This window comes from Nocardiopsis terrae (assembly GCF_014651695.1).
Classification (GTDB): Bacteria; Actinomycetota; Actinomycetes; order Streptosporangiales; family Streptosporangiaceae; genus Nocardiopsis; species Nocardiopsis terrae.
The window spans coordinates 410,081-434,663 of the sequence record NZ_BMXJ01000007.1; the positions used below are offsets into that span (position 1 = coordinate 410,081).

A 24,583-nucleotide genomic window follows, 5' to 3' on the forward strand; every position below is an offset into this window, starting at 1 on the left:
TGGGAAAGTGAAGCTGGACGACCTTCTTGGGGAGTACTACGAGCTGGAACAACAGCTCGCCGACCCCGAGGTGCACGCCAACCAGGCCAAGGCGCGCACGCTGGGCAAGCGTTACTCACAGCTCACCCCGATCATCGAGGCCTACCGCCAGCTCAAAGAGGTCGAGAACGACATCGACGCCGCGCGTGAGCTCGCCGTCGAGGACTCCTCCTTCGCGGAGGAGGCCGACCGGCTGACCGAGGAGGCCGAGCAGCTCACCGAGCGCCTGCGCGTCCTGCTGGTCCCGCGCGACCCCGCCGACGACAAGAACCTCATCATGGAGGTCAAGGCCGGCGAGGGCGGCGAGGAGTCCGCCCTGTTCGCGAGCGACCTCGTCCGCATGTACCTGCGCTACGCCGAGCGCCAGGGGTGGAAGACCGAGGTCATCGACGCCACCCACTCGGATCTGGGCGGCTACAAGGACATCACGATCGCCTTCAAGAACAAGGGAACCCCCGAACCCGGTTCGGGCGTGTGGCCCATGCTCAAGTTCGAGGGCGGCGTCCACCGGGTGCAGCGCGTTCCGGTCACCGAGTCCCAGGGCCGCATCCACACCTCCGCGGCCGGGGTCCTCGTGGTCCCCGAGGCCGAGGACATCGAGGTCGTCATCAACGACAACGACCTGCGGATCGACGTCTACCGCTCCTCCGGCCCCGGCGGTCAGAGCGTCAACACCACCGACTCCGCGGTCCGCATCACACACGTGCCGACCGGCATCGTGGCCTCCTGCCAGAACGAGAAGAGCCAGCTCCAGAACAAGGAGCAGGCCATGCGCATCCTGCGTTCCCGCCTCTACGCCGAGGCCCAGGCCAGCGCGGACGCCGAGGCCTCCGCCGAGCGCAGGAGCCAGGTCCGCACCGTGGACCGTTCCGAGCGCGTGCGCACCTACAATTTCCCGGAGAACCGCATCTCCGACCACCGGGTCGGCTACAAGGCCTACAACCTCGACCAGGTCCTCGACGGGGAACTGGACGGTGTGGTCAAGGCCCTGGTGGACGCGGACACCAAGGAAAGGCTCGAAGCCGCTCAGTCATGAACTTCCTGCTCGACGAGGTCGCCCGCGCCACGCTGAGGCTCGCGGAGGCCGGCGTGGCCTCACCCCGCACGGACGCCGAGGAACTCGCGGCGTTCGTGCACGGTGTCCGTCGAGGGGAAATCCACGCCGTCGCCGACGCCGACTTCGACGCGCGTTACTGGGAGTGCGTCTCCCGCCGTGAGGCGCGCGAGCCCCTCCAGCACATCACCGGGCGTGCCTACTTCCGCTACCTGGAACTCCAGGTGGGCCCGGGTGTCTTCGTCCCCAGGCCGGAGACCGAGATCATGGTCGACTGGGCGATCGAGACCCTGCGCGCCATGGACGTGGCCGACCCCCTCGTGGTCGACCTCGGCTCCGGTTCCGGCGCCATCGCGATCTCCATCGCCCAGGAGGTCCCGCGCTCGCGGGTGCACACCGTCGAGATCGACCCCGGGGCCCTGAAGTGGGCCCGCCGCAACATCGACGCCAGCGGGCACGCCGACCGCGTCACCTCCCACCAGGGCGACATGCGCACCGCCCTGCCCGAGCTGAACGGCCGCGTCGACCTGCTCATCAGCAACCCGCCCTACGTCCCCACCGACGAGGCGGGCGCGATCCCGCCCGAGGTGCGCGACTACGACCCGGCGCCCGCGCTGTGGTCGGGCGAGGACGGCCTGGACATGATCCGCGCCCTGGAGGGGGTCGGCCGCAGGCTGCTCCGCCCCGGCGGAGCCATGGCCGTGGAACACCACGACGGCCAGGGCATCGACATCCCCTGGCTGTTCCCCGAGGACAAGGGTTGGCGCGACGTCCTCAACCGCAAGGACATGGCCAGGCGCGACCGCTTCGTGGTCATGCGCCGGGCCGGGGACGAGGGTTAGCGCCGCCCGCCCCGCCCCATCCCCAGCGCCGGACCGACAGCCCCGTCCGGCCGACCCGCACGAGATTGAGGTGAACGCAGGTGAGCCGCATCTACGACTGCGCGGACGAGACCGCCCGTAAGGACGGCATCGCCGACGCCGCGTCCGCGGTACGCCGAGGCGACCTTGTGGTGCTGCCCACGGACACCGTGTACGGCATCGGCACCGACGCCTTCAGTCCGAAGGCCGTGGCCAACCTCCTGGAGACCAAGGGGCGGGGCCGGGACATGCCGCCGCCGGTCCTGGTGGGGTCGATCCGGGCCGCCACCGCGCTCATCGACGACCTGGGCAACCACGGCCGCGACCTGATGGAGGAGTTCTGGCCCGGACCGCTCACCCTGGTGTGCACCGCCACCCCCAGCCTGTCCTGGGACCTGGGTGACACCAAGGGCACCGTGGCCGTACGGATGCCGATGGACCCGGTGGCCCTCGAACTCCTCAAGGAGACCGGGCCGATGGCGGTGAGCAGCGCCAACAAGTCCGGGCAGCCCGCCGCGGCCACCGCGGGGGAGGCGATCGAACAGCTCGGGGACGAGGACGTCGCGGTCTACCTCGACGGCGGCGAGAGCGAGAGCCCGGTGGCCTCCACCATCGTCGACCTCACCTACGCGGTCCCGCGGGTGCTGCGCTCCGGAGCGATCTCCATCGAGCGGTTGCGCGCGGTCTGCGGCACCGTGATCGGGGAGCTGCGCAAGGGCCGCACCAAGCCTCGGAAGGCCGAGGACGAGGACACCGAGGCCGCGGGCGGTCCCGGAACCGAGGATGCCGCCCAGGCGGGTGCGGTGGAGTCCGAGGCCGCCGAGTCCGCGGCCGCTGAGTCGGGGGACGTGAAGACCGGGGACGCCGGGACCGACGCCACCGGGCCCGGGACCGCGGAGGCGGACCGGGCCGGAACCGAGCCGGAGGCCGCCGGGCCCGAGGGCACAGACCGCTCCAAGAGCTAGAGGGGTCAGGCCGTGCGGGAGTACGCGCTCACCTTCGTCATCGCGGCAGCGGTGACCTACCTGCTCGTCCCGTTGGTGCGCCGACTGGCCATCGCCTTCGGTGCCGCACCCCCGGTGCGCGACCGCGACGTGCACACCGAACCCATCCCCAGGCTGGGTGGTCTGGCGATCTACGGCGGGTTCGCGGCGGCGCTGCTGATCTCGGCGCAGCTGCCGCACCTGCAGAACGTGTTCGTCGCCAAGACCTGGATCGGCCTGCTGCTGGCGGGCGGCCTCATCACGGCCATCGGCGTCGTCGACGACCGGTGGGGGATGGACGCCCTGAGCAAGCTGGCCGGCCAGGTGGCCGCGGCGGGCATCCTGGTCTCGCAGGGCGTGCAGCTGCTGTGGCTGCCGCTGCCCGGGACCCAGCTGTCCCTGGGGCCCTGGCTGGGGGCAATGGTCTCGATCCTGCTCATCGTGGTGACCATCAACGCGGTCAACTTCGCGGACGGTCTGGACGGACTGGCCGCGGGCATCGTCGGCATCTCGTCCCTGGCCTTCTTCGCGTACTACTACGTGGTCGCGGTCGAGCAGGGCTTCGTCCGCCAGTCCTACCCGGCGATGATCGCCATCATCCTGGCCGGGACCTGCGCGGGCTTCCTCTTCCACAACTTCCACCCGGCCCGGGTGTTCATGGGCGACACCGGGTCGATGCTCCTGGGGCTGCTGCTGACCTCGATCACCATCACGGTGACCGGCCAGTTCGACGCCAACACCGCCCGGGAGGAGTTCAACTCCTCCGGTCTGGTGGTCTTCCTGCCGATCGCGCTGCCCCTGCTGGTGATCGCGCTGCCCCTGTCCGACCTGGTCCTGGCGGTCCTGCGCCGGACCCTGGCGGGGAAGTCACCCTTCGCCCCCGACCGGGGACACCTCCACCACCGGCTTCTCGACATGGGGCACACCCACACACGTGCGGTGCTGCTGATGTACCTGTGGGCCGGGATCGTCGCCTTCGCCGCGGTGGCACTGTCCATCTTCGACTCCGCGTTCATCGTTCTGACGGTCACGCTGCTGGTGGCCACCTGTGCGGTCGGTCTCATCGCCCTGCCGCGACTCCGCCGTCGCGGACTGTTGCCCTGGGGGCGAAACAGGGTGACGGGGAAGAAGGCGGATCACCATCCGTCAACCGATGGATAAATGCCTGGTCACGTTCGGGGCGGAGGTCCTCTCCGGGATACCGAATGTGCGCTGGTGCGAAGGTCGAGGCAAGTGTGGTCAAGGTGACACAAGGCCCGAAGGCGCCCCGGAACGGGTCTTTCGTGAGGCGTTAAGGTCGCGTTAAGGAACCCCTGGATTTGGCACCAAAAACCTTGTGATAGCTTTCACGAGCAGGTACCCACTGAACCCCACGGAGCTTCGTCATGCAGGAACACGACGCCCGGATTCTCCGCGGCGCCGCGCTTCCGAGCGCCGCGTGCGGGGTCCTGGCCATTGCGGTCTCGGCCCTCTTCGCGGGCACTGCCGGAGCTCTGAGCTCAGCTCTCGCGGTCGCGATCGTCCTCGCGTGCTTCGGCCTGGGGCAGTGGGCGGTCATCATGGTGACCCGCCGGAACAAGGACCTGTTCCTCGCCGCGAACCTCCTCGGCTTCGTCGTCAAGATGGCGCTGCTGGGTGTTCTCCTGGTGACCCTCGGGCGCAGCCCCCTCATCACGGACCTGAGCAACAACGCCTTCGTCTACAGCGCGTTGGCCGTCGTTCTGGTCTGGCTGGGCGGGCAGACCTGGGCCACCTCCAAGGCGAAGATCCTGCACGTGGAGCCGAACGAGAGTTCGGAGAACACGTGATGGGGTGCCCCGCCGCGGCCCGTCGGAACGGGCGTAATAACCTGTTCCACGGCAGGCGGACGGCCATGTCCCAGCCAAGCCCCACATGCTATATTCCGGAGCGAGATGAGCAGCGAACCCACCGAGAAGAAGGACTCCAGCGCGCCCCCGGCGCCGCGCGAGGCCGACGGCTGGGCGCTCTTCTCCACTCTGCTCGCGGGTGTGCTCCTGTGGAGCGCGGTCGGCTGGGGCGCGGACAGGCTCCTGGGCTTCCAGGCACTCTTCCTGCCGATCGGGGCCGTTCTCGGCATGGTCGGGGCGATCTACCTGATCGTCGTCAAGACGCGCCAGCCCTGAAGCACCCCCTTAGTCCCGCGTCGCCCATCGCGCGACGACGCTGCAGTAACAACCATCAACGAGGCTTTCTTGCGTCACGACGAAAGGATTCGCCGTGAGTGCTGACGTGCGCATTCTCGCGGCCGAACCGGGTTGCCATCTCTTCGGTGACAACGGTTGCGGGTTCGAGGCCCCCACCATCGGGATGTTCTTCCCGGAGCCGTGGTACACCGGTATCCCCCGCAGCGCTGGCATCGACCTGTACCTGGTTCTGTTGCTCGTCGCGGTCGGTGCCGTCCTGCTTCTGTGGTCGTGGTTCAGCAAGAAGCTGAGCCTCGTCCCCGGCCGCAGGCAGAGTGTCGGCGAGATGCTGGTCCTGTTCATCCGGGACAACATCACCCGACCCACCATGGGTGCCAAGGGCGACAGCTTCATCCCGTTCATGACGGGCATCTTCACGCTCATCCTGGCCATGAACTTCACCGGCCTGATCCCGGGCATGATTCCGGTCAACAGCAACCTCGCCTTCACGGCGATGTTCGCACTGGTCATCTACGTGATGACCATCGTGATCGGTGTCCGCAACCAGGGCGGCTGGGGCTACTTCAGGAACCAGATCTTCCCGCCCGGGATGCCCAAGCCGATCTACGTCCTGGTCACCCCGATCGAGATCCTCTCGGTCTTCCTCATCCGTCCGGTGACGCACGCCCTGCGTCTGTTCGCGACCATGTTCGCGGGCAGTCTGCTGCTGGCCGTGTTCGCCTACGGCGGCTGGTACATGCTCAACCTGACGGCGGAGCCCCTGCTGGCCGGCGTCTCGGTGCTCTACTCGGGTGCCGCGCTGCTCGGTTACGTCGCCTTCTTCGTCTTCGAGATCGTGATCATGCTCATCCAGGCCTTCGTCTTCACCCTCCTGGCGAGCCTGTACATCAACCAGTCGCTCGAAGCGGCTCACTAGACCCCCTCCGCGTTCCCCCGGCCCCGTGGTCGGACCAGGGACGAGGAGTGCTTCAGACCCGTCCACACCGGCGAACTGACCAATTGCGTACCGCAACGCCGGACGTCGAGTAAAGGGAAACACAATGGACATCGCTGCGATCACCGGCAACATCAACACCATCGGTTACGGCATCAGCGTCATCGGCGCCGGTATTGGTGTCGGTATCGTCTTCGGTCTCGGTATGCAGGCCATCGCCCGCCAGCCCGAGGCCCGCGGCCCGCTGCAGACCAACATCTACCTCGGCTTCGCCCTGATCGAGGCTCTGGCGATTCTGGGCTTCGTGCTCGCCTTCGCGGCTCCGGCCGGCGCCTAGTCGGAGATTGCCAACCGTTTTCTGATGGCAACTGACGCGAAGGAGGGCTGACCATGTTGGTGGAGTTGGCAGCCGAGTACAACATTCTGCGGATCGACTGGGTGAAGTTCACCTTCGGTGCGATCGCGCTCGCCGTGATCTACTTCTTTGTGGTCCGCAAGGCGGTCCCGAGGGTGATGAAGGTCCTCGACGAGCGTCACGACGCCATCGAGGGCGGCATCGAGCGGGCCAAGAGGGCCGAGGCCGAGGCCGAGGAGATCCGCCAGCAGTACCGCGAGAAGCTCGAGGAGTCGCACCGCGAGTACGCCCAGGAGCTCGAGAAGGCCAAGGAGCAGCGCGCGGTGATCATCGCCGAGGCTCGCGAGGAGGCCCAGACCGAGGCCAACCGGATCATCGAGGCCGCCAAGGCCCAGATCGAGGCCGACCGGCAGCAGGCCGTCGTCCAGCTGCGCGGCGAGATCGGCGCCCTGTCCACTGAGCTCGCGAGCCGCATCGTCGGTGAGACGCTCAGCGACGGTGCCGCTCAGAACCGCGTCGTGGACCGGTTCCTGGAGGAGCTGGAGCAGGACGAGAGCGCGAAGCAAGCCGAGGTGCGCTGATGCGTGGTATCAGCCGTAGCTCCCTGGCTGAGGTGACCCGGCGCCTGGACGAGAACGTCCTGGCGCCGGCGGACGCCGCCCAGCACGCGGTCTCCCTCGGCGGCGAGCTCTTCGAGGTCGTCGCCCTGCTCGGCGGCGAGCACTCGCTGCGCCGCTGGCTCGCGGACCAGGCCAACCCGGCGGAGAAGAAGACCGGCCTGATCGGTCAGATCCTCGAGGGCAAGACGTCGCCGTCCACGGTCATCGTGGTCAACGACGTCGTGTCCCAGCCGTGGGCCGGGCCCCGCGACATGGTGGACGCCCTGGAGCGCCTCGCGGTCTACGCGACCGTGGCCTCCGTCGAGGGCACCCGCCTGGACGAGCTCGAGGACGAACTGTTCCGTTTCGAGCGGATCGTCATCGCACAGCCGGACCTGCGGTCGGCGCTCACCCGTGACGGCGTGGCCCCCTCACACCTGCACGCGCTGGTGGAGAACCTGCTGTCGGGCAAGGTGAGCTCCGCGACGCTGGCCCTGGTCAGCGAAGCGGTCACCCGGCCCCGGGGACGTACTCTGGAGCAGGCGCTCCAGAACTTCGGGCAACTGGTCGCCGAGCGCGCCCAGCGCTACATCGCAGTGGTGCGCAGCGCGGTTCCGCTGAGTGAGGCGCACCAGGAGCGTCTGCGGGCGCTCCTGACGCGCAAGTACGGCCGTGAAATCCACCTGAACACCGAGGTCGTCCCCGAAATCGTGGGTGGACTCTCCATCCAGGTGGGCGACGAGGTCATCGACGGCACCATCGCCGGGCGCATCGCTGAGGTCCAGCGCCGTCTGGCCGGCTGACACACGCGAACACACGCAAGGCAAGCACGCACGGCGCCGGCCCGGCGCCATTTGAGAGCAAGGACAACGTAGAGATGGCGGAGCTGACGATCCGGCCGGATGAGATCCGGGACGCGCTACAGCGCTTCGTCCAGTCGTACGAGCCTGACGCCACCCGCGCGGAAGAGGTCGGAACCGTCACCTACTCCGGTGACGGCATCGCCCGCGTCGGTGGCCTTCCCTCGGCGATGGCGAACGAGCTGCTGGAGTTCGAGGACGGCACCCTGGGCATGGCCCAGAACCTTGAGATCGGCGAGATCGGTGTCGTGGTGCTGGGTGACTTCACCGGCATCGAGGAGGGGCAGAAGGTGCGTCGCACCGGCAAGCTCCTCTCGGTCCCGGTGGGCGACAACTTCCTCGGCCGTGTGGTGGACCCCCTGGGCAAACCCATCGACGGCAAGGGCGAGATCGAGACGACCCAGAGCCGCGAGCTCGAGCTCCAGGCCGCGACGGTCATGGAGCGCCAGCCGGTCGGCGAGCCGCTCCAGACCGGTATCAAGTCGATCGACACCATGACCCCGGTCGGCCGCGGCCAGCGCCAGCTGGTCATCGGTGACCGGCAGACCGGTAAGACCGCGATCGGTATCGACGCGATCATCAACCAGAAGGCGAACTGGGAGACCGGCGACCCCACGAAGCAGGTGCGCTGCATCTACGTCGCGGTGGGTCAGAAGGGTTCGACCATCGCCAGCGTGCGCGGCGCCCTCGAAGAGGCCGGCGCGATGGAGTACACCACCATCGTCGCCTCCCCGGCGTCCGACCCGGCCGGCTTCAAGTACCTCTCCCCGTACACCGGTTCGGCCCTGGGCCAGCACTGGATGTACGAGGGCAAGCACGTCCTCATCGTCTTCGACGACCTGACCAAGCAGGCCGAGGCCTACCGTGCGGTCTCCCTCCTGCTGCGCCGCCCGCCGGGCCGTGAGGCCTACCCGGGTGACGTCTTCTACCTGCACTCCCGTCTCCTGGAGCGTTGCGCGAAGCTCTCCGACGAGCTGGGCGCCGGTTCGATGACGGCCCTGCCGATCATCGAGACCAAGGCGGGCGACGTCTCGGCGTACATCCCCACCAACGTCATCTCCATCACCGACGGTCAGGTCTTCCTGAACTCGGACCTGTTCAACCAGGGCCAGCGTCCGGCGATCGACGTCGGTGTGTCGGTCTCCCGTGTCGGTGGTGCGGCCCAGACCAAGGCCACCAAGAAGGTCTCCGGCACGCTGCGTCTGGGCCTGGCCCAGTACCGCGAGCTCGAGGCGTTCTCGGCCTTCGGTTCGGACCTGGACGCCGTCTCCAAGCAGCAGCTGGAGCGCGGTGCCCGGATGATGGAGCTCCTCAAGCAGGGCCAGTACTCGCCCTTCTCCATGGAGAAGACGGTCGTCTCGATCTGGATGGGCAACACCGGCCTGATCGACGACGTCCCGGTCGAGGACGTGCGCCGTTTCGAGGAGGACTTCCTGTCCTTCCTGGACCGTGAGCACAAGGGCGTCCTCGACACCATCCGGGACACCGGCAAGTTCGAGGACGACAGCCAGAAGACCCTCCAGAGCGCCATCGAGAAGTTCAAGCAGAGCTTCCAGACCTCCGCGGGCACCCTGCTGGGCACCGAGGAGACCGAGGCGCTCTCGCCGGAGAAGGTCGGTCAGGAAACCATCAAGGTCGCCAAGGGCGGGAAGTAACCGATGGGTGCACAGCTTCGCGTCTATCGCCGGAGGATCCGCGCGACGAAGGCGACGGCGAAGATCACCCGTGCCATGGAGCTCATCGCCGCCACGCGCATCACCAAGGCGCAGCGCGCGGCCGAGGCTGCCGGTCCCTACGCACGGGAGATCACGCGGGCGGTGTCTGCCCTGGCCAGCCGGGTGACCTACAACCCGCTGCTGGTCGAGGCCGAGAACCCCACCCGCGCGGCCGTCCTGGTCATCACCAGTGACAAGGGTCTGGCCGGCGCCTTCTCGACCAACGTCATCAAGGAGGCCGAGGCCCTCACCCAGCTCCTGCGGGAGCAGGGCAAGGAGGTCCTCACCTACATGGTGGGTCGCAAGGGTGCGGCGTTCTACAAGTTCCGCGGCCGCGAGGTCGAGGAGTCGTGGGAAGGCTTCACCGAGCGTCCGACCTACGCGCACGCCCAGGAGATCGGCTCCGTTCTCATGGAGAAGTTCTCCCAGGACACCGCTGAGGGCGGCGTCGACGAGATCCACGTGGTCTCCACGGAGTTCGTGTCGATGCTGACCCAGCGGGCCGGGGTGGTCCGCGCCCTTCCGCTGGAGGTGGAAGAGGTCGAGGACGAGGAGCTCGAGAAGTCCCAGGGTGGCAACGCGTTGCCGCTCTACGACTTCGAGCCCTCCGCGGAGGAGGTCCTGGACCAGCTGCTCCCGCAGTACGTGGTCAACCGGATCTACGCCTCCCTCCTCGAGGCGGCCGCCTCCCAGCAGGCGTCCCGTCGCGCGGCCATGAAGGCCGCGACCGACAACGCGGAAGAACTCGTCAAGAACCTGACCAGTCTGGCCAACCAGGCGCGTCAGGCCGAGATCACCAATGAGATCAGTGAGATTGTCGGCGGTGCCGATGCGCTCTCTGGGTCCAGCGCGGGAAGTGAGTAACAGAAGTGACTGCGACAGTTGAAGGTTCGGCCGGCGCTGGCACCGCCACCGGCCGCATCGCCCGGGTCACCGGCCCGGTCGTCGACGTGGAGTTCCCCGTCGGCTCCCTGCCCGGCATCTACAACGCCCTGCACACCGATGTCAGCATCGGCGGCACCAACAAGGTCATCACCCTGGAGGTCGCCCAGCACCTGGGTGACAACCTGGTGCGGGCCATCTCCCTCGCCCCTCAGGACGGCATGGTCCGTGGCGCCGAGGTCCGCGACACCGGCGCGCCCATCAGCGTGCCCGTCGGTGACGTCGTCAAGGGCCACGTGTTCAACACCCTGGGCGAGTCCATGGACGTGCCCTCGTCCGAGCTCGGCGCGACCGAGTACTGGCCGATCCACCGCAAGGCTCCCGCCTTCGACCAGCTCGAGTCCAAGACCGAGATGATGGTCACGGGCATCAAGGTGATCGACCTCCTCACCCCGTACGTGCGCGGTGGGAAGATCGGCCTCTTCGGTGGCGCGGGTGTGGGCAAGACGGTGCTCATCCAGGAGATGATCACCCGTATCGCCCGTAACTTCGGTGGTGTGTCCGTGTTCGCCGGTGTCGGTGAGCGCACCCGTGAGGGTACGGACCTCTTCCTGGAGATGGACGAGATGGGCGTCCTCCCGGACACCGCGCTCGTCTTCGGCCAGATGGACGAGCCCCCGGGCACCCGTCTGCGCGTGGCGCTCTCGGCTCTGACGATGGCGGAGTACTTCCGCGACGTCCAGAACCAGGACGTGCTGCTCTTCATCGACAACATCTTCCGTTTCACCCAGGCCGGCATGGAGGTCTCCACGCTGCTGGGCCGTATGCCCTCGGCCGTGGGTTACCAGCCCAACCTGGCTGACGAGATGGGTCAGCTCCAGGAGCGGATCACCTCGACGCGGGGCCACTCGATCACCTCGATGCAGGCGATCTACGTCCCCGCGGACGACTACACCGACCCCGCTCCGGCGACCACCTTCGCCCACCTGGACGCGACGACCGAGCTCTCCCGCCCGATCTCGCAGAAGGGCATCTACCCGGCGGTCGACCCGCTGGCCTCCACCTCCCGTATCCTCGACCCGCAGTACGTGGGCGAGGAGCACTACGCGGTGGCCCAGCGCGTCAAGGAGATCCTGCAGCGCAACAACGACCTGCAGGACCAGATCGCCATCCTGGGTATGGACGAGCTGTCCGAAGAGGACAAGATCATCGTCAACCGGGCGCGTCGTCTGGAGCGTTTCCTCTCGCAGAACATGTTCGTCGCCGAGAAGTTCACCGGCAACCCGGGCGTGTTCGTGCCGCTGGAGGAGACCATCGCCTCCTTCAAGGCGCTCTGTGACGGTGAGTACGACCACCTTCCCGAGCAGGCCTTCCTCGATGTCGGCAACATCGACATGGTCGTCGAGAAGGCCAAGAAGCTGCAGGAAGGCTAGTACTGCGCGTCAGTGTCCCCCCGCTCCGGGAGCGGAGGGCGACGGGCGGGGCTAGTTCCCAGGCGGGGTCGGGTATCGGTTCGTACTCGACCCCGCCGAACCCACCCGCTAGCCGAGGAGTTTGTGGCAGTGTCGAAGAAGCTTTTCGTCGAGATCGTCTCTCCGGACCGTGAGGTTTGGGCGGGCGAGGGCGACATGGTCATCGCGAAGACCGTCGAGGGCGAGATCGGCGTTCAGCCCGGGCACGTCCCGGTGCTGTCGCTTCTGGCCGAGGACGCGGTCGTTCGTGTCCTGGGCGCACGTGAGACCGGCGAGGTCCGGGTGGCCGCCCACGGCGGTTTCGTCTCGGTCTCGGGCGAGGGACGGATCTCCGTTCTCGCCGAGAGCGCCGAGCTCGCCGAGGACATCGATGTGGACCGTGCGCGCGAGGCGCTGAAGGGTGCGAGCGAGTCGGGCGACAGCCTGGCCGCGGCTCGTGCGCGCAGCCGCCTGCGTGCTGCTGGCGAGGAAGTCGCCTAGCCGAGTCAGGGGGCAACGAGACGTGGGTGTGGAACCGCTGCAGGGAACGTCGTGGTTGGAGTCCTTGTGGTGGGTGGTCCTCGCCCTCCTCGTCGCCGTCCTGCTGGTGCTGGTCGCCGGCGTGATGCGACGGTTCGTGCTGCTGCGCAGCGGCGGTGCCGTCGAGTGTTACCTGCGTGCGCGCGGGGCGAAGGGACGCCGGGGCTCCTGGCGGATCGGTTTCGGCCGGTACGGTTCGGAGCACCTGGGCTGGTTCCCGATCCTCTCGCTCAGACCGCGGCCGACAGCGAGGCTGTCGCGCCGCGGTCTTGTCGTTGTGGGGCGCCGTTCCCCCGGGGCCGGGGACGCCCACCTGCCCGCCGACGTCACCGTTCTGGAGATCGGCTGGCTTGCCGAGGACGGCAGTGAGCCCCGCGAGGCGACCTACGAGGTCGCCATGGGCGAGAGCGTGCTCACCGGGTTCCTGTCGTGGATCGAGTCGATGCCCCCCGGAACCCGCTGGGAGGCGTGACGCCGTGGCAGGTTCACACGGGCGGACCGGTGTGTTTGCATGGGCCCATGAGTACGATCGTCGCTTTCTCCGTATCCCCGCTCGGTACCGGCGACTCCGTCGCCCCGGCTGTTGCACGCGCCGTCAAGGTGGTGCGTGAGAGCGGTCTTCCCAACGAGACCTCGGCCATGTTCACCACCGTCGAAGGCGAGTGGGACGAGGTCATGGAAGTCGTCAGGCGTGCGGTTGAGGCTGCGGGCGAGGGTGCCGACCGGGTGAGCATGACCCTCAAGGCCGACGTGCGCAAGGGCGTCACCGACGGACTGCACAGCAAGGTGGAGGCCGTCGAGCGTGAACTCGACGGCCTCCGGTAGGGCTCGTGGGCCGGTGCCCCGACCGGGCACCGGACCTCCGGGTCAGCTCCGTACGGTTTCACCGGCGGGGGCGCTGAAGTAGTCCTGCGCCGCACGCCGGAACAGCAGGCCCGCCACCACCAACGCGAAGACCGCGGAGATGACGGCACCCGGTCCGTAGACCATGGGGATCATCAGAGCCGGGTTGGCCACACCGAAGACGGCGTTGACACCGATGGTGAGGGGGCGGGCCCGGGGCTCGCCCCTGCCGACCATCACGGCCAGGACCGTCGCGGCCACGGCGTAGACCAGGCAGACGGCGCCCCCCAGGTAGATGGCCCAGACGTTCTGCTCAGCCGTTTCGGCCACGGCGTCCATCTCCGTCGGCATCTGCTCCATCAGGTCGGTGCCCTCGACGACGAAGGCACCGAAGAGCGTCGTCGCTCCGATGAAGAGCTGGTAGACAGCGATCAGGACAAGCAGCACCAGAACGGCAACGACGCTGCCGGGTTTGCCCTGGGTGTGCATGTGCCCCTTCCTTCTGCTCGGGGGAATCGCTCACACGGGGCCCTAGCCGATTCGCGGCGGATAACACGTGCTCACCGAGGAAGACCGTGTTCGCCCGGACGGCGGGGTTCTGCGGCGGACGGGTCCGTGGTCTTCCCGGCCCGCGGAGAGGTCCTAGCGCTCCCCTCCCGGCTGCCAGAGGACCTCGTCGCCGTCCCGGGCGACGTACCGGCCGAGGATGAACAGCAGGTCCGAGAGCCGGTTCAGGTACTGCGCGGTGAGCGGGTTGACGCTGTCCCCGTGCTCCTCGATCGCCGCCCAGACTGCGCGTTCGGCACGGCGGACCACGATACGGGCGGTGTGGACCAGGGCGACGGTGGGTGATCCGCCGGGCAGGATGAAGCTGCGCAGGGTCGGTAGGCCCTCGTTGTAGGTGTCGCAGGCCTCCTCCAGCCGGGTGACGTACTCCGGTAGGACGCGCAGCGGGGGGAACTCCGGGTCGGGCACGATCGGAGTGGACAGGTCCGCGCCCAGGTCGAAGAGCTCGTTCTGCACGCGTCCCAGCAGGACGCGCACGTCCTCGGGAAGGTCGCCCACGGCCAGTGCGACACCGATGGCGGCGTTGGCCTCCTCCGTGTCCGCGTAGCCCACGAGCCGGGTGTCGTTCTTGTTGGTCCTGCTCATGTCGCCGAGCGCCGTCGTGCCGGCGTCACCGGTGCGGGTGTAGATCTTCGACAGCACGACCGGCTTGTCAGTGTCCCGTTTGGTCATGGCACTCAGCCTAGGGGCGGGGGACTCCCGACCAGGGGGAGGGGTTGAGCACGGAGTTGTCACAGAGGATAACTGTTCAGTCTCAAGGGGTGAAGGTGACGTGTCTCACTGATACCTTTTGGGGTGAGGGAGCTACACACCGTAGTTTCCGGCGGTGTCCGTGCAGGGTGCACCCGGGTGGAACAGAGGGGGCTGCCCGGGAGGCCGTGTGGAGGGGGAGGCACCGCTAGGGGCGGGCGGCGTGGAACCGGGGGGTTCACGCCGCCCGCCCTCACCCGTGTCCGGGACGGGTCTCTCCGGGAGCTCTCGGCTACGGGGCCTGTGTTCGCCCGCCCGGCCCTACCGCACCCAGGCGTCGCCCTTGCGGGGCAGGTCGACCTCGACGGCCGACATGGTCAGCACACCGTTGACGGGCAGTGTGCTGTCGGCGAAGAACTCCACGCCGTGTGCGCCCGCGGCCGACAGTTCGGCGACCGAGTCCCAGTTGATGTGCTCCAGGGTGTCGTCCGCCGTGTGGTAGTACGGGTCGAACGTCTCGCCCGCCGTACCGCCGTACCATTCGGTCTGCTCCTCGGTCTTGACGCCGTCGGCGCCGCTGAACAGGCCGCCGGAGGCCACACCCGCCTGCATGAAGGCGAGGTAGTCGCTGCGGCCGCTGAGCACGCCGGGCTCGCTGACCTGGCCCTGCCCCTCGAAGTAGTCCTCGAAGACCTTGGCGATCGCGCCGGAGCCCGAGGGGGCGCCGCCGGACTCCGGCAGCTCCATCCGGCCGTCGAGCACGAAGCGGCCGTAGTTGTGCGAGCCGATCATGTCGAAGTTGAGGTAGAGCGCGATGTCGTCGAGCTCGTCCTCGGTCAGGTCGGTCACGTACTCGGTGGAACCGACCAGGCCGTCCTCCTCGGTGCCCCAGAAGGCGAAGCGGACCTTGTTGTTCGGGGACTCCTGTTGGGCCAGCTGGATGGCGGTCTCCAGCAGGAAGGCCGAGCCGCTGCCGTTGTCGTTGATCCCCGGGCCGTCCTCGACGCTGTCCAGGTGGCCGCCGACGACCACCACGTTGTCGTCACGGCCGCCGGGGGTCTCGGCGAGGATGCTGTAGGAGCTCTCCTGCTCGACATCGGAGTCGACGGCGACCCGGAGTTCCAGGTCGGGGATCGACAGCAGGTCCGCGCCGACCAGGCCGGAGACGCCGACCGCGGGGATGTCGGACAGTTCGCTGACGGTGCCGAGGAAGACCTCGTCCTCGTTGTTGACCACCAGGGCCGCCGAGGCGCCGGCGTCCGCGGCGTTCTGCACCTTCTGCGCGAACGCGCAGGCGCCGCGGACGGTGATGGCGATCGCGCCCTCGGGGAAGTCCGCGAAGTCGTCCGCGGAGCAGCCGCTCTCCGAGCTGTCGGGGTTGACCGCGACCACCGGGGCGGTCACGTCACCGGCCCCGGAGTAGCTCATGGTGACGTAGTCCTCGTCGAGCTCGTACGGGTGCTGTTTCGGCGCGGTCTGCTCCAGGACGGCGGGTGTGTTCTCGCCCCAGGACTCGTACTCGTAGTCGTGGCGGTAGGGCTCGTACCCGGCTCTTTCGAGCTGGTCCTCGATGTACATCGCGGCCACGTCGTAGCCGGGGGTGCCGGTCGCACGGTTGCCGCCGTTGTACTCGGCGATGGTGTTGAGGTTGACCAGGTGGGACTCGATGGCGTCCGCGGTCACCAGGTCGGGGAGCGCGACCTCGTCGGCGTGGGCGGGGGAGCTCGCCAGGGTGCCCGCGGCCATCAGCAGGGCGGCGATTCCCGCTGCCGTCGCGGTGCGCCGCCGGGGGGAAAGGGACGAACCCGCTCTGTCGAGCGAGTGCCCGGGATTGCTCGGATGCACGATCTTCCTCCGGTTCACGGGGGTCCACCGCTCCATGGTGTTGGGGGATGGACACCTGGGGTGGGCGAGGTACCGGAGAAGCCTCGCAGCCGTGGGGGCCCGCGGCAAGACATGGACCGGGACATTGCCACAATCAGCCACAGACCTTACGCAAAGGGTGCACACTGTGGTTGGATAGACGGCCCGAAGCGTCCGAATCGTCTTACTGTGCGGGGTTTCGGGGCTGGAGGCTACTCGTCTTCCTGGTGCTTGCGCGCCCGGTACTCGACACCGACCCCGCCCATCACCGCGACACCCCGGATGTGCACGATCGGGGCGTCCGGGTCCACCACGCTGGGGGTGTTCCCCTCGATCCCGAAACCGCCCATCACCGGCAGGCCGTGCACGCGCACCTGGATGTCGTCGGGCACGACGATCCCGATGCCGCCCATGGCCGTGCAGATCCAGATGGTGGTCTCGCGCTGGGTGAACCGGGCCTCGCGCAGGTCGAGTTCGATACCGCCCATCACCGCGGCCGCGACGAACACGGGCGGCACGACCCAGTTCCCGGACCGGTCCGCGCCGCCCATGAGGACGAGGGCGCTGCGGCTGGTGGCGGGGTGGTCGACGATCCGGCTCGCGCCGTAGACCGGGCGGGGCGAACGGAAGTCCGCAGGGACCGGGGAGTTCGTGGGCGCGGAACCGGTGGTCGGCAGGTCCTCGGTGAGGGGGACGAGTTCGCCGACGGTCTTGGCCCGGTACACCGAGTCCAACCGGTCGCTGTGTTCGTCGGGGTCCAGGCGGCCCTCGGCCAGGGCCTCGCGGAGCAGGTGCGCGACGGCGTCACGGTCGGCGTCCGAGGCGCGCATCCGACCGTTCCCGTCGTCGTGAGGGGTGATTTGGCTCATCGGTTCCACCATATTCCGATTCTTCTCCTCACGGCAGGGTGCGGCATCGGGGAAACCCCCTGAGACACCCCTGAAGTTCGGGGCGTTCGGCCAGGGGGCGGGGACGGGGGCTACTGCTCGGGGAGCAGGCCGCGGCGGAGCGCCTGGGACACCGCGGAGGTACGGTCGCCGACCCCCAGCTTCTCGTAGACCCGCATCAGGTGGGTCTTCACCGTGGTGGGACTGATGTGCAGCGCCCGGCCGATCGCCGCGTTGGTACGCCCGTCCGCGGCCAGCCGCAACACCTCCACCTCGCGGGGGGAGAGCACGGGCCCCGCCGGTTCGGTGCGCTGCCGCATCCCGGTGAGCAGCTTGCCCGCGATCCGGCCGCTCAGCACCGTCTCGCCCCGGGCTGCCGAACGGACGGCGTCGGCCAACTCCGCGCGCGGGGTGTCCTTGAGCAGGTAACCGGTGGCGCCCGCCTCGACCGCGCGCAGGATGTCGGTGTCGGTGTCGTAGGTGGTGAGTACCAGGACGTGCACGTCCCGGTACTCGGTGTGGATGCGCTCGGTCGCCGCCACACCGTCGCCTCCGGGCATACGCAGGTCCATCAGCACGACGTGTGGCCGCAGCTCGGCGACCCGGGCCACGGCCTCGGGACCCGAACCGGCCTCGCCGACGATGTCCAGGTCGGGTTCGGCGCTGAGCATGCCGCGGATGCCCTCACGGACCACTGGGTGGTCGTCCACCAGAAGGACGCGGATCATGGTGCGGTTTCCTCTCGGGGCGTGCGGGTCCGGTCGTGGCGCCCGGCTCCGTCGGGGGTGTCGGCCCCGCTGCAGGGCTCTGTCTCGGCGGTCTCCTCGTGCGGCAGGACCAGGCGGACGGTGGTGCCGCGGCCGGGGGTGGAGTCGATCTCCAGAACGCCGTCCACGCTCTCGGCGCGGTGGTGCATGTTGGCCAGTCCGTTGCCGTGGGCGGACCGCGCGGAGTCGAAGCCCAGCCCGTCGTCCTCGACGGTCAACCGCACGCCGACGTCGGTGTAGGCGAGGGCGACCCGGGCGTTGCCGGCCCCGGAGTGCCTGCGGACGTTGGCCAGGGCCTCCTGCGCGGTGCGCAGCAGACAGATCCGGAGGTTGTTGGTGAGTTCCTCCGGGGGGCCGGTGACCTCGGCGGTCACGGAGATACCGAGTTCGCGGCCGAGGCGTTCGCAGATGCGCCGGATCGAGGCGTCCAAGCCTTCGTCGTCCAGCCGGACCGGTTGACGGGCGGCCACCATGGCGCGGGTCTCGGCGAGGTTCTCCGCCGCGGTCTCGCGCATCAGCGCCAGGTGGCGGCGGGCGGTCGCGGGGTCGCTGTCCAGCTCCGACTCCACGGCCTGGGTGAGGGTGATGATGCTGGTGAACCCCTGGGCGAGGGTGTCGTGCATCTCCCGGGCCAGGTGTTCGCGCTCGGCCAGCGCCCCGGCTTCCTGGGACAGGCGGGAGACCTCCTCCCGGCTGCGGCGCAACTCCTCGATGAGCTCGTACCGTTCGGCGCTCTGCACGACGATCCGCTCGAACCAGGTGCCGAACCACAGGGCGAAGCCGAGCATCACTCCGTTGATCAGGAAGGTCACCCCGACGTCGTCCCACTCCCGTTGTCCGGTGAGGCCCTGGAGAAGCGCGGGCAGGAGCAGGGCCACGCCTATGACGGGGACCGCGAGACGGCTGCCCAACGCCATGAAGGCGAGTGGGCTGAGCGTCACCATGATGAAGGTCAGCGTCGGGTTGAGGACCACCGCGGGCACGGTCGGCGCGAGCAGGGCGAGCGCCAGGGTCAGGGGGCCGACCCATCTCGGCCGCTCTCCCTCCGAGGTGACGTAGCTCCTGGCCAGGGCGTAGTACACGACGATGACCGTGACCATCAGCGCCGCGGTCAGCCACCGCCACTCCTGAGGGCCGGTGACCAGCGCGAGAACGACGATGCCGCACATCGCGGTGGTGAAGTACACGTCCCACCAGCCGCCTACGTCCCAGGCGTGCCTTTCGACCGGTGCCCCCTCGGTGCCCCGTCCGGGAACGGCGGACACCGAGGGCACGGTCTCGTCCGGTTTCGGGGCCCGTCCCCTCATCGCGGTCATCCGTCCTTACGGGTCTTCCAGCGGAACGTCAGCAGGGTCAGCACCAAGCCCACCACACACCAGGCTCCCAGGGCTACGGCGACCAGGTGCAGATCCCAGGCACCGGACGGTTCCATGGCGGCCATCTGTTCGGGGAAGAACGCGGCGCGCAGCCCCTGGGCCATCCACAGCAGCGGGAAGAGGGAGGCTCCGGTCAGGACCCAGTCGGGCAGGGCGATCACCGGGACGAAGATGCCCGAGGTGAACTGCAGGACCAGGAACGGGACGACGACCACGGTCGAGGCGGCCTGGGTGGTGCGGGCCAGCGAGCTGACCGCGATACCCAGCAGGGAGCAGCCGACGGTGCCGAGCACGAACACCCAGGCGATGGTGGCCCACGCCGTCGCGGTGGTGGGCAGGCTGGCGTCGAAGAGGAGCCACCCCATCCCCAGCAGCAGGCCGACCTGGCCCAGGGCGAGGAACAGCACCAGGACGGTCTTGCCGACGAAGTAGGCGCTGGGCGGCATCGGGGTGCCGCGCAGTCTGCGCAGCCCGCCGTGCTCGCGCTCGCTCGCGATCGTGGTGCCCAGGGTCTGGAAGCTCACCGACATCAGGCCCATGGCGATCAAGCCGGGCAGGTAGTAGTCGACCGAGGGCATGCCCATGTCGAACATGCCGTCGAAGATGGACGCGAACATGGCCAGGATCAGCGCGGGAAGGGAGAAGGTGAAGACCACGCTCTCCCATTCCCGGCAGAACGTGCGGATCTCCAGCCACCCCCGGGACAGCCCCACCCGGAGCACACCGGGCGGACGGCCGCGGTGGGCGCGGGGGTCGGACGTCCGTGCGGACCCGGTCGACAGCTGGCTGCGGTCAGTGGTCGGGGTACTCATGCTGCGGCCTCCTCGGCCTCGTCGGTGTCCTTGACCATCCCGAGGTAGATCTCCTCCAGGGTGGGGCGATGCACGCTCAGTTCCGGCACCTCACCGGTGAAGCGCCCGGCCAGTTCGGAGACCACCCGGGTGGGTTCGTCGGTCAGGACCTCCCGGCGCTCGCCGTCCTCCAGCCAGCCGACCGTGGCCTGGGCGGAGGCGCGTCCGCCCAGTGCGGCGGGAGTGTCCACGGCCCTGACCCGGCCGCGCGCGATCACGCACACCCGGTCGGCCAGCTCCTCGGCCTCCTCCAGGTAGTGGGTGGTGAGGACGATGGTGGTGCCCCTGGCTGCCAGGTCCCGGATGAGCCCCCAGAACTCGCGCCGGGCCCGGGGGTCGAAACCTGTGGTCGGCTCGTCCAGGAAGAGGAGTTCGGGCTGGCCGACGATGCCCAGGGCCACGTCCAGGCGGCGCCGCTGACCGCCGGAGAGGGACTCGGCGAGGTCCTCGGCCTTGTGGCCCAGCCCCACCAGTTCGATGACCGCGTCGGGGTCGTGGGGGAGCGGGTAGTACCCGGCGAAGTGCCGGACGACGTCGCGCACCGCGAGCTTGGGGACCATGGTCTCCTGCTGCCAGACGATACCGACGCGGGAGCGCCACTCGCGTCCCGCTCTGCCGGGGTCCTCACCCAGGACCCGGGCGGAGCCGCCGTCGCGGTTGCGAAAGCCCTCCAGGATCTCGACGGTGGTGCTCTTCCCGGCGCCGTTGGGGCCGAGGAAGGAGAAGATCTCACCCCGCGCGATGCTCAGGTCGATCCCCGCGACGGCCTCGGTGTCGCCGTACTTCTTCTTGAGGCCCTCGGCCTCGATGACTGTCTCGCTCATGTTCCGAGCCTCCCGTCTCCGGGCGCACCTGGGTATCCGCCGGGAAGGCGGACCGGTGTCCTCCGGGCGGAGGACACCGACCCACCCGGTGGCACGCCCCGGGTGCCGACAGCACTCCGCCCCCGGGCGCGGGGTGCGCGGCCGGGGGCGGTGGGGTGCGGGGTCGGCCCGTGGCGGCCGGAGCCGGGTCGGGTCAGAACAGGCGCAGGGTGTCGGGCTCGATGCCGCGCAGCTCGTCGTAGTCCAGGACCACGCAGGTGATGCCGCGGTCCTCGGCGAGGACCTTCGCCTGGGGTTTGATCTCCTGGGCGGCGAACACACCGGTCACCGGGGCCAGCGAGGGGTCCCGGTTGAGGAGTTCGAGGTAGCGGGTGAGCTGCTCCACCCCGTCGATGTCCCCGCGCCGTTTGAGCTCCACCGCGACGGTGTTGCTCTCCCCGTCGCGGCACAGGATGTCCACGGGGCCGATGGCGGTGGGGTACTCGCGCCGGATGAGCGTGTAGCCCTCGCCGAGCGTGGAGATGTGTTCGGCGAGCAGCTCCTGGAGATGGGCCTCGACGCCGTCCTTCTGCAGGCCGGGGTCCTTGCCCAGTTCGTGCGAGGAGTCGTGCATGACCTCCTCGATGGTCAGCAGGAGCTTCTCTCCGGACTTGCTGTGCGTGACCGTCCACACGTCGGGGCCGTCCTCGACCGCCTCCTCGCGGACCTTGCACGGCGGGTTCATCCAGTTGAGCGGCTTGAACGCCCGGTCGTCGGCATGGATGGACACGCTCCCGTCCGCCTTGATGAGGATCAGGCGGGGAGCCATGGGCAGATGGGCGGTGAGCCGGCCGACGTAGTCGACACTGCACCGCGCGATGACGAGACGCACGGGAGGTCACGTTACCGCCTCCGCCGCGTACACGGAGCCGGTTCGCGGGTGAGGGAGGGTGCCGGTCCTGCCTAGGCTGTCGGGATGCCGGTGCGAAATCGTTGGACGGTCCTGTCGATCAGTATGGTCGCCCAGGTGGCCAGTGTCTCGGCGATGTTCGGGGTGCCGGTCGTGCTGCCGCAGCTGCGGGAGGCCTTCGGCGTCACCACGGCACAGGCGGGCGTGCTGGCCGGGCTGCCCTCCTTCGGGCTGCTGTTGACGCTCCTGCTGTGGGGCGTGGTCATCGACCGGGCGGGCGAGCGGGCGACCATGGCTCTGAGCCTGTTCCTCACGGCGGGCGCGCTCGGGCTGCTCTGGTCCGTGTCGCAGTTGTGGAGCGCGGCGGTGGTCCTGCTGCTCGTCGGGGCGGTCGGCGGCCCGGTGAACGCGGCCAGCGGGCGCCTGGTCCTGACCTGGTTCGTCCGGCGGGAACGCGGGTTGGCCATGGGGATCCGCCAGTCCGCACTGCCGCTGGGCGTGGGGCTCTCCGCCCTGGTGATGCCCTGGGCGGCCCAGGCGTGGGGGTTCGTCGGAGCGATGACGCTCCCGGCCGTGCTCGCACTGGTCGCCGTCCCGCTCGTGCTCGCGACGGCCCCGGCGCCGGGGCCCGCGGAGCGGGTCCGGGAACAACCCTCGGACACCCCGGGCGCCGCGGCCGACGCCGCTCCGGGTGATTCGCCCTACCGCAGGTGGCCGATCTGGCGGGTGCACGGAGTGAGCATGCTTCTCGGGGTCCCGCAGATCACCCTGATGGTCTACACGGTGATCTACCTGGTCCAGGAACAGGGGTGGAGCCCGCCGGCCGCCGGGGCGGTGGTCGCCGCCGCGCAGGTCCCCGGAGCGGCGGGGCGCCTGTTCCTCGGGGCGTGGTCGGACCGCACCGGGAACCGGATGCGGCCGGTCCGGTGGCTGGCCGTCGTCTCCGGGGCCGCCCTGGTCCTGCTCACCCTGCTGCCGCACGCCTGGGGGTGGACGGCGGTGCCGCTGGTCCTGTCCTGCCTGGTACTCACGATGTGGCACAACGGCCTGACCTTCGTCTCCGTGGCGGAGATCGCCGGAACGGCATGGGCGGGGCGGGCCCTGGCCGTGCAGAACTGGCTCCAGGCGATCAGTACGACCCTGACCCCCGTGCTGATGGCCGCGGTGATCACACTCGCGGGGCTGCCCTCCGTGTTCGCGGTGGCCGCGGTGTTCTCCGCCGTGGCCGTGGCCGTGGTGCCGGTCGGCCCCCGGGGCGGACCACGCCGTACTACCACGCAGTAGTACAGATGTGGTCCCCATGCGCGGGTAGGGGACCCGAGGCGTCTAAGGTGGGGCCCATGGTGCAGGAATTTGACAAGGTCGGCGTCGTAGGACTGGGCACGATGGGTGCGGGCATCGCTGAGGTGTTCGCCAGGGCCGGGTTCAACGTCGTCGGGGTCGAGATCGACCAGGCCGCCCTCGACCGCGGCCGTGGTCACGTGGACAAGTCCCTCTCGCGTGCGGTCAGCAAGGGCAAACTCACCGAGGAGGAGCGCGCGGCGATCGACGCCCGCCTGACCTTCTCCACGTCCCGCGAGGAGCTCGCGGACGCGGACTTCGTCGTCGAGGCCGTCCCCGAACGCATGGACATCAAGCGTGACGTGTTCGGCGACCTCGACCGGATCTGTGCGCCGGGCACGATCCTGGCGACCAACACCTCCTCGCTCTCGGTCACCGAGATCGCGGCGCTGACGGACCGCCCCGAAAAGGTCGTCGGTCTGCACTTCTTCAACCCGGCCCCGGTCATGAAGCTGGCCGAGGTCATCACCACGGTCTCCACCAGCGCGGAGACCACCGACATCGTCACCGAGGTCGCCAAACGCATCGGCAAGACCCCGGTCGCGGTCGGCGACCGCGGCGGCTTCGTCGCCAACGCCCTGCTGGTGCCCTACATCAACGACGCGATCCGCCTCTACGAGCGCCGGATCGCCACCCGCGAGGAGATCGACGAGTCCGTCAAGAAGGCCGCCGGCCTTCCCATGGGCCCGCTCACCCTCGCCGACATGATCGGCCTGGACGTGTGCCTGGCCGTCATGGACGTCCTCTGGGACGAGTTCCGCGACCCGCGCTACGTCGCCTCCCCGCTGCTGCGCCGTATGGTCGCGGCCGGGCACCTGGGCCGTAAGGCCGGTCAGGGCTTCTACACGGGCAAGGACGACCCGGCCGAGCCCCAGCGCACCGGTCGCCTCGCCGAGATGGTGCGCGAGGAGGAAACCCTCGACCTGGGCGAGATGCTCATCGCGCCGCAGATCGACGACGCCCTGCGCATGATCGGCGACGGTTACGCCTCCGCCAAGGACGTCGACACCGCCATGCGGTTCGGCTGCGGCTACCCGAAGGGCCCCACCGAGCTCCTCCAGGAGCGCGGTGCGGAGTCCGTCATCACCACCCTGGTGGCGATGTCGGAGTACAGCCTCACCACCATCGCGGTGCCCGCCCCGCTGCTCATGGACCAGCTGCCCGACGCCGACGAGGAAACCTCGCACGGCAGCGGCGGCTGCGCCTGCGGCAACTAGGGCCCGTCACCGGGAGCCGCCCCGGCGGGCC

At 69.1% G+C, this 24,583-nt stretch carries 27 protein-coding genes; 18 read left to right on the forward strand and 9 right to left on the reverse strand.

Annotated elements, in window-relative coordinates:
* The first annotated feature begins 7 nt into the window (after nt 1–7).
* The 16 genes from prfA to IE195_RS21770 all read left to right on the forward strand — a co-directional run bounded on the left by prfA (nt 8) and on the right by IE195_RS21770 (nt 13,262).
* Entirely contained in the window at nt 8–1,075 is a 1,068-nt protein-coding gene (gene prfA / locus IE195_RS21695) for a peptide chain release factor 1 (RefSeq protein WP_191274494.1), read from the forward strand.
* On the forward strand, nt 1,072–1,935 hold the full coding sequence (gene prmC, locus IE195_RS21700) for a peptide chain release factor N(5)-glutamine methyltransferase (RefSeq protein WP_191274496.1): 864 nt from the start codon (nt 1,072–1,074) through the stop codon (nt 1,933–1,935). Before prfA ends, prmC begins: the two co-directional genes overlap by 4 nt.
* Before the next feature lie 80 nt (nt 1,936–2,015).
* A complete protein-coding gene (locus IE195_RS21705) occupies nt 2,016–2,918 on the forward strand; it encodes an L-threonylcarbamoyladenylate synthase (RefSeq protein ID WP_191274508.1) in 903 nt (300 codons plus the stop codon).
* A gap of 12 nt (nt 2,919–2,930) precedes the next feature.
* Nucleotides 2,931–4,097 carry an MraY family glycosyltransferase gene (locus tag IE195_RS21710; RefSeq protein ID WP_191274509.1) on the forward strand — a complete coding sequence of 389 codons (1,167 nt, stop codon included), beginning with the start codon at nt 2,931–2,933 and terminating at the stop codon, nt 4,095–4,097.
* A 224-nt stretch (nt 4,098–4,321) separates the two neighbouring features.
* Complete coding sequence (locus tag IE195_RS21715; RefSeq protein ID WP_191274511.1) at nt 4,322–4,744, forward strand: hypothetical protein; 423 nt, start codon at nt 4,322–4,324, stop codon at nt 4,742–4,744.
* Nucleotides 4,745–4,849: 105 nt separating this feature from the next.
* Complete coding sequence (locus IE195_RS21720) at nt 4,850–5,080, forward strand: AtpZ/AtpI family protein (protein ID WP_191274521.1); 231 nt, start codon at nt 4,850–4,852, stop codon at nt 5,078–5,080.
* 106 nt (nt 5,081–5,186) lie between these two features.
* A complete protein-coding gene (atpB, locus tag IE195_RS21725; protein WP_191274717.1) occupies nt 5,187–6,017 on the forward strand; it encodes a F0F1 ATP synthase subunit A in 831 nt (276 codons plus the stop codon).
* A 124-nt stretch (nt 6,018–6,141) separates the two neighbouring features.
* Nucleotides 6,142–6,372, forward strand: coding sequence for an ATP synthase F0 subunit C (atpE, locus tag IE195_RS21730; RefSeq protein ID WP_191274523.1), 231 nt, complete (start codon nt 6,142–6,144; stop codon nt 6,370–6,372).
* A gap of 56 nt (nt 6,373–6,428) precedes the next feature.
* Nucleotides 6,429–6,971 (forward strand): F0F1 ATP synthase subunit B, encoded by a 543-nt coding sequence (atpF, locus tag IE195_RS21735; RefSeq protein WP_191274720.1) that lies wholly within the window; start codon nt 6,429–6,431, stop codon nt 6,969–6,971.
* Nucleotides 6,971–7,792, forward strand: a complete 822-nt coding sequence (locus IE195_RS21740) for a F0F1 ATP synthase subunit delta (RefSeq protein ID WP_191274525.1) — start codon at nt 6,971–6,973, stop codon at nt 7,790–7,792. Before atpF ends, IE195_RS21740 begins: the two co-directional genes overlap by 1 nt.
* 74 nt (nt 7,793–7,866) lie before the next feature.
* On the forward strand, nt 7,867–9,504 hold the full coding sequence (atpA, locus tag IE195_RS21745) for a F0F1 ATP synthase subunit alpha (RefSeq protein WP_191274527.1): 1,638 nt from the start codon (nt 7,867–7,869) through the stop codon (nt 9,502–9,504).
* A 3-nt stretch (nt 9,505–9,507) separates the two neighbouring features.
* Nucleotides 9,508–10,428: a F0F1 ATP synthase subunit gamma gene (locus IE195_RS21750; protein ID WP_191274529.1), complete on the forward strand. Its 921-nt coding sequence runs from the start codon at nt 9,508–9,510 to the stop codon at nt 10,426–10,428.
* Nucleotides 10,429–10,433: 5 nt separating this feature from the next.
* Nucleotides 10,434–11,879: a F0F1 ATP synthase subunit beta gene (atpD, locus tag IE195_RS21755; protein ID WP_191274531.1), complete on the forward strand. Its 1,446-nt coding sequence runs from the start codon at nt 10,434–10,436 to the stop codon at nt 11,877–11,879.
* A 129-nt stretch (nt 11,880–12,008) separates the two neighbouring features.
* Entirely contained in the window at nt 12,009–12,398 is a 390-nt protein-coding gene (locus IE195_RS21760) for a F0F1 ATP synthase subunit epsilon (RefSeq protein WP_191274534.1), read from the forward strand.
* A gap of 22 nt (nt 12,399–12,420) precedes the next feature.
* Nucleotides 12,421–12,909, forward strand: coding sequence for a DUF2550 domain-containing protein (locus IE195_RS21765; RefSeq protein WP_191274536.1), 489 nt, complete (start codon nt 12,421–12,423; stop codon nt 12,907–12,909).
* Between the two features lie 47 nt (nt 12,910–12,956).
* The gene (locus IE195_RS21770) at nt 12,957–13,262 is read left to right on the forward strand and encodes an MTH1187 family thiamine-binding protein (RefSeq protein WP_191274538.1); all 306 of its coding nucleotides are present in this window, start codon (nt 12,957–12,959) and stop codon (nt 13,260–13,262) included.
* A 42-nt stretch (nt 13,263–13,304) separates the two neighbouring features.
* Here IE195_RS21770 and IE195_RS21775 read toward each other — a convergent pair whose 3' ends face one another.
* The 9 genes from IE195_RS21775 to nucS form a co-directional block, all read right to left on the reverse strand.
* On the reverse strand, nt 13,305–13,769 hold the full coding sequence (locus IE195_RS21775) for a hypothetical protein (RefSeq protein WP_191274540.1): 465 nt from the start codon (nt 13,767–13,769) through the stop codon (nt 13,305–13,307).
* 153 nt (nt 13,770–13,922) lie between these two features.
* Nucleotides 13,923–14,519 carry a cob(I)yrinic acid a,c-diamide adenosyltransferase gene (locus IE195_RS21780; RefSeq protein ID WP_191274542.1) on the reverse strand — a complete coding sequence of 199 codons (597 nt, stop codon included), beginning with the start codon at nt 14,517–14,519 and terminating at the stop codon, nt 13,923–13,925.
* A gap of 339 nt (nt 14,520–14,858) precedes the next feature.
* Nucleotides 14,859–16,382 carry a M28 family peptidase gene (locus tag IE195_RS21785; protein ID WP_229826369.1) on the reverse strand — a complete coding sequence of 508 codons (1,524 nt, stop codon included), beginning with the start codon at nt 16,380–16,382 and terminating at the stop codon, nt 14,859–14,861.
* A gap of 230 nt (nt 16,383–16,612) precedes the next feature.
* The gene (locus IE195_RS21790) at nt 16,613–17,281 is read right to left on the reverse strand and encodes a DUF1707 SHOCT-like domain-containing protein (protein WP_191274546.1); all 669 of its coding nucleotides are present in this window, start codon (nt 17,279–17,281) and stop codon (nt 16,613–16,615) included.
* A 98-nt stretch (nt 17,282–17,379) separates the two neighbouring features.
* Nucleotides 17,380–18,015 carry a response regulator transcription factor gene (locus tag IE195_RS21795; protein ID WP_191274548.1) on the reverse strand — a complete coding sequence of 212 codons (636 nt, stop codon included), beginning with the start codon at nt 18,013–18,015 and terminating at the stop codon, nt 17,380–17,382.
* Complete coding sequence (locus IE195_RS21800; protein WP_191274550.1) at nt 18,012–19,370, reverse strand: sensor histidine kinase; 1,359 nt, start codon at nt 19,368–19,370, stop codon at nt 18,012–18,014. The genes IE195_RS21795 and IE195_RS21800 overlap by 4 nt, the downstream gene beginning before the upstream one ends.
* Nucleotides 19,367–20,242, reverse strand: a complete 876-nt coding sequence (locus IE195_RS21805) for an ABC transporter permease (RefSeq protein ID WP_191274552.1) — start codon at nt 20,240–20,242, stop codon at nt 19,367–19,369. The genes IE195_RS21800 and IE195_RS21805 overlap by 4 nt, the downstream gene beginning before the upstream one ends.
* Nucleotides 20,239–21,105: an ABC transporter ATP-binding protein gene (locus IE195_RS21810; protein WP_191274555.1), complete on the reverse strand. Its 867-nt coding sequence runs from the start codon at nt 21,103–21,105 to the stop codon at nt 20,239–20,241. Before IE195_RS21810 ends, IE195_RS21805 begins: the two co-directional genes overlap by 4 nt.
* Before the next feature lie 193 nt (nt 21,106–21,298).
* A complete protein-coding gene (nucS, locus tag IE195_RS21815) occupies nt 21,299–21,976 on the reverse strand; it encodes an endonuclease NucS (protein ID WP_191274558.1) in 678 nt (225 codons plus the stop codon).
* A gap of 84 nt (nt 21,977–22,060) precedes the next feature.
* Here nucS and IE195_RS21820 point away from each other — a divergent pair, with 84 nt between their 5' ends.
* Both IE195_RS21820 and IE195_RS21825 read left to right on the forward strand, forming a co-directional pair.
* A complete protein-coding gene (locus IE195_RS21820) occupies nt 22,061–23,278 on the forward strand; it encodes an MFS transporter (RefSeq protein ID WP_191274560.1) in 1,218 nt (405 codons plus the stop codon).
* Nucleotides 23,279–23,334: 56 nt separating this feature from the next.
* A complete protein-coding gene (locus IE195_RS21825; protein ID WP_191274562.1) occupies nt 23,335–24,552 on the forward strand; it encodes a 3-hydroxyacyl-CoA dehydrogenase in 1,218 nt (405 codons plus the stop codon).
* The last annotated feature ends 31 nt before the right edge of the window (nt 24,553–24,583 follow it).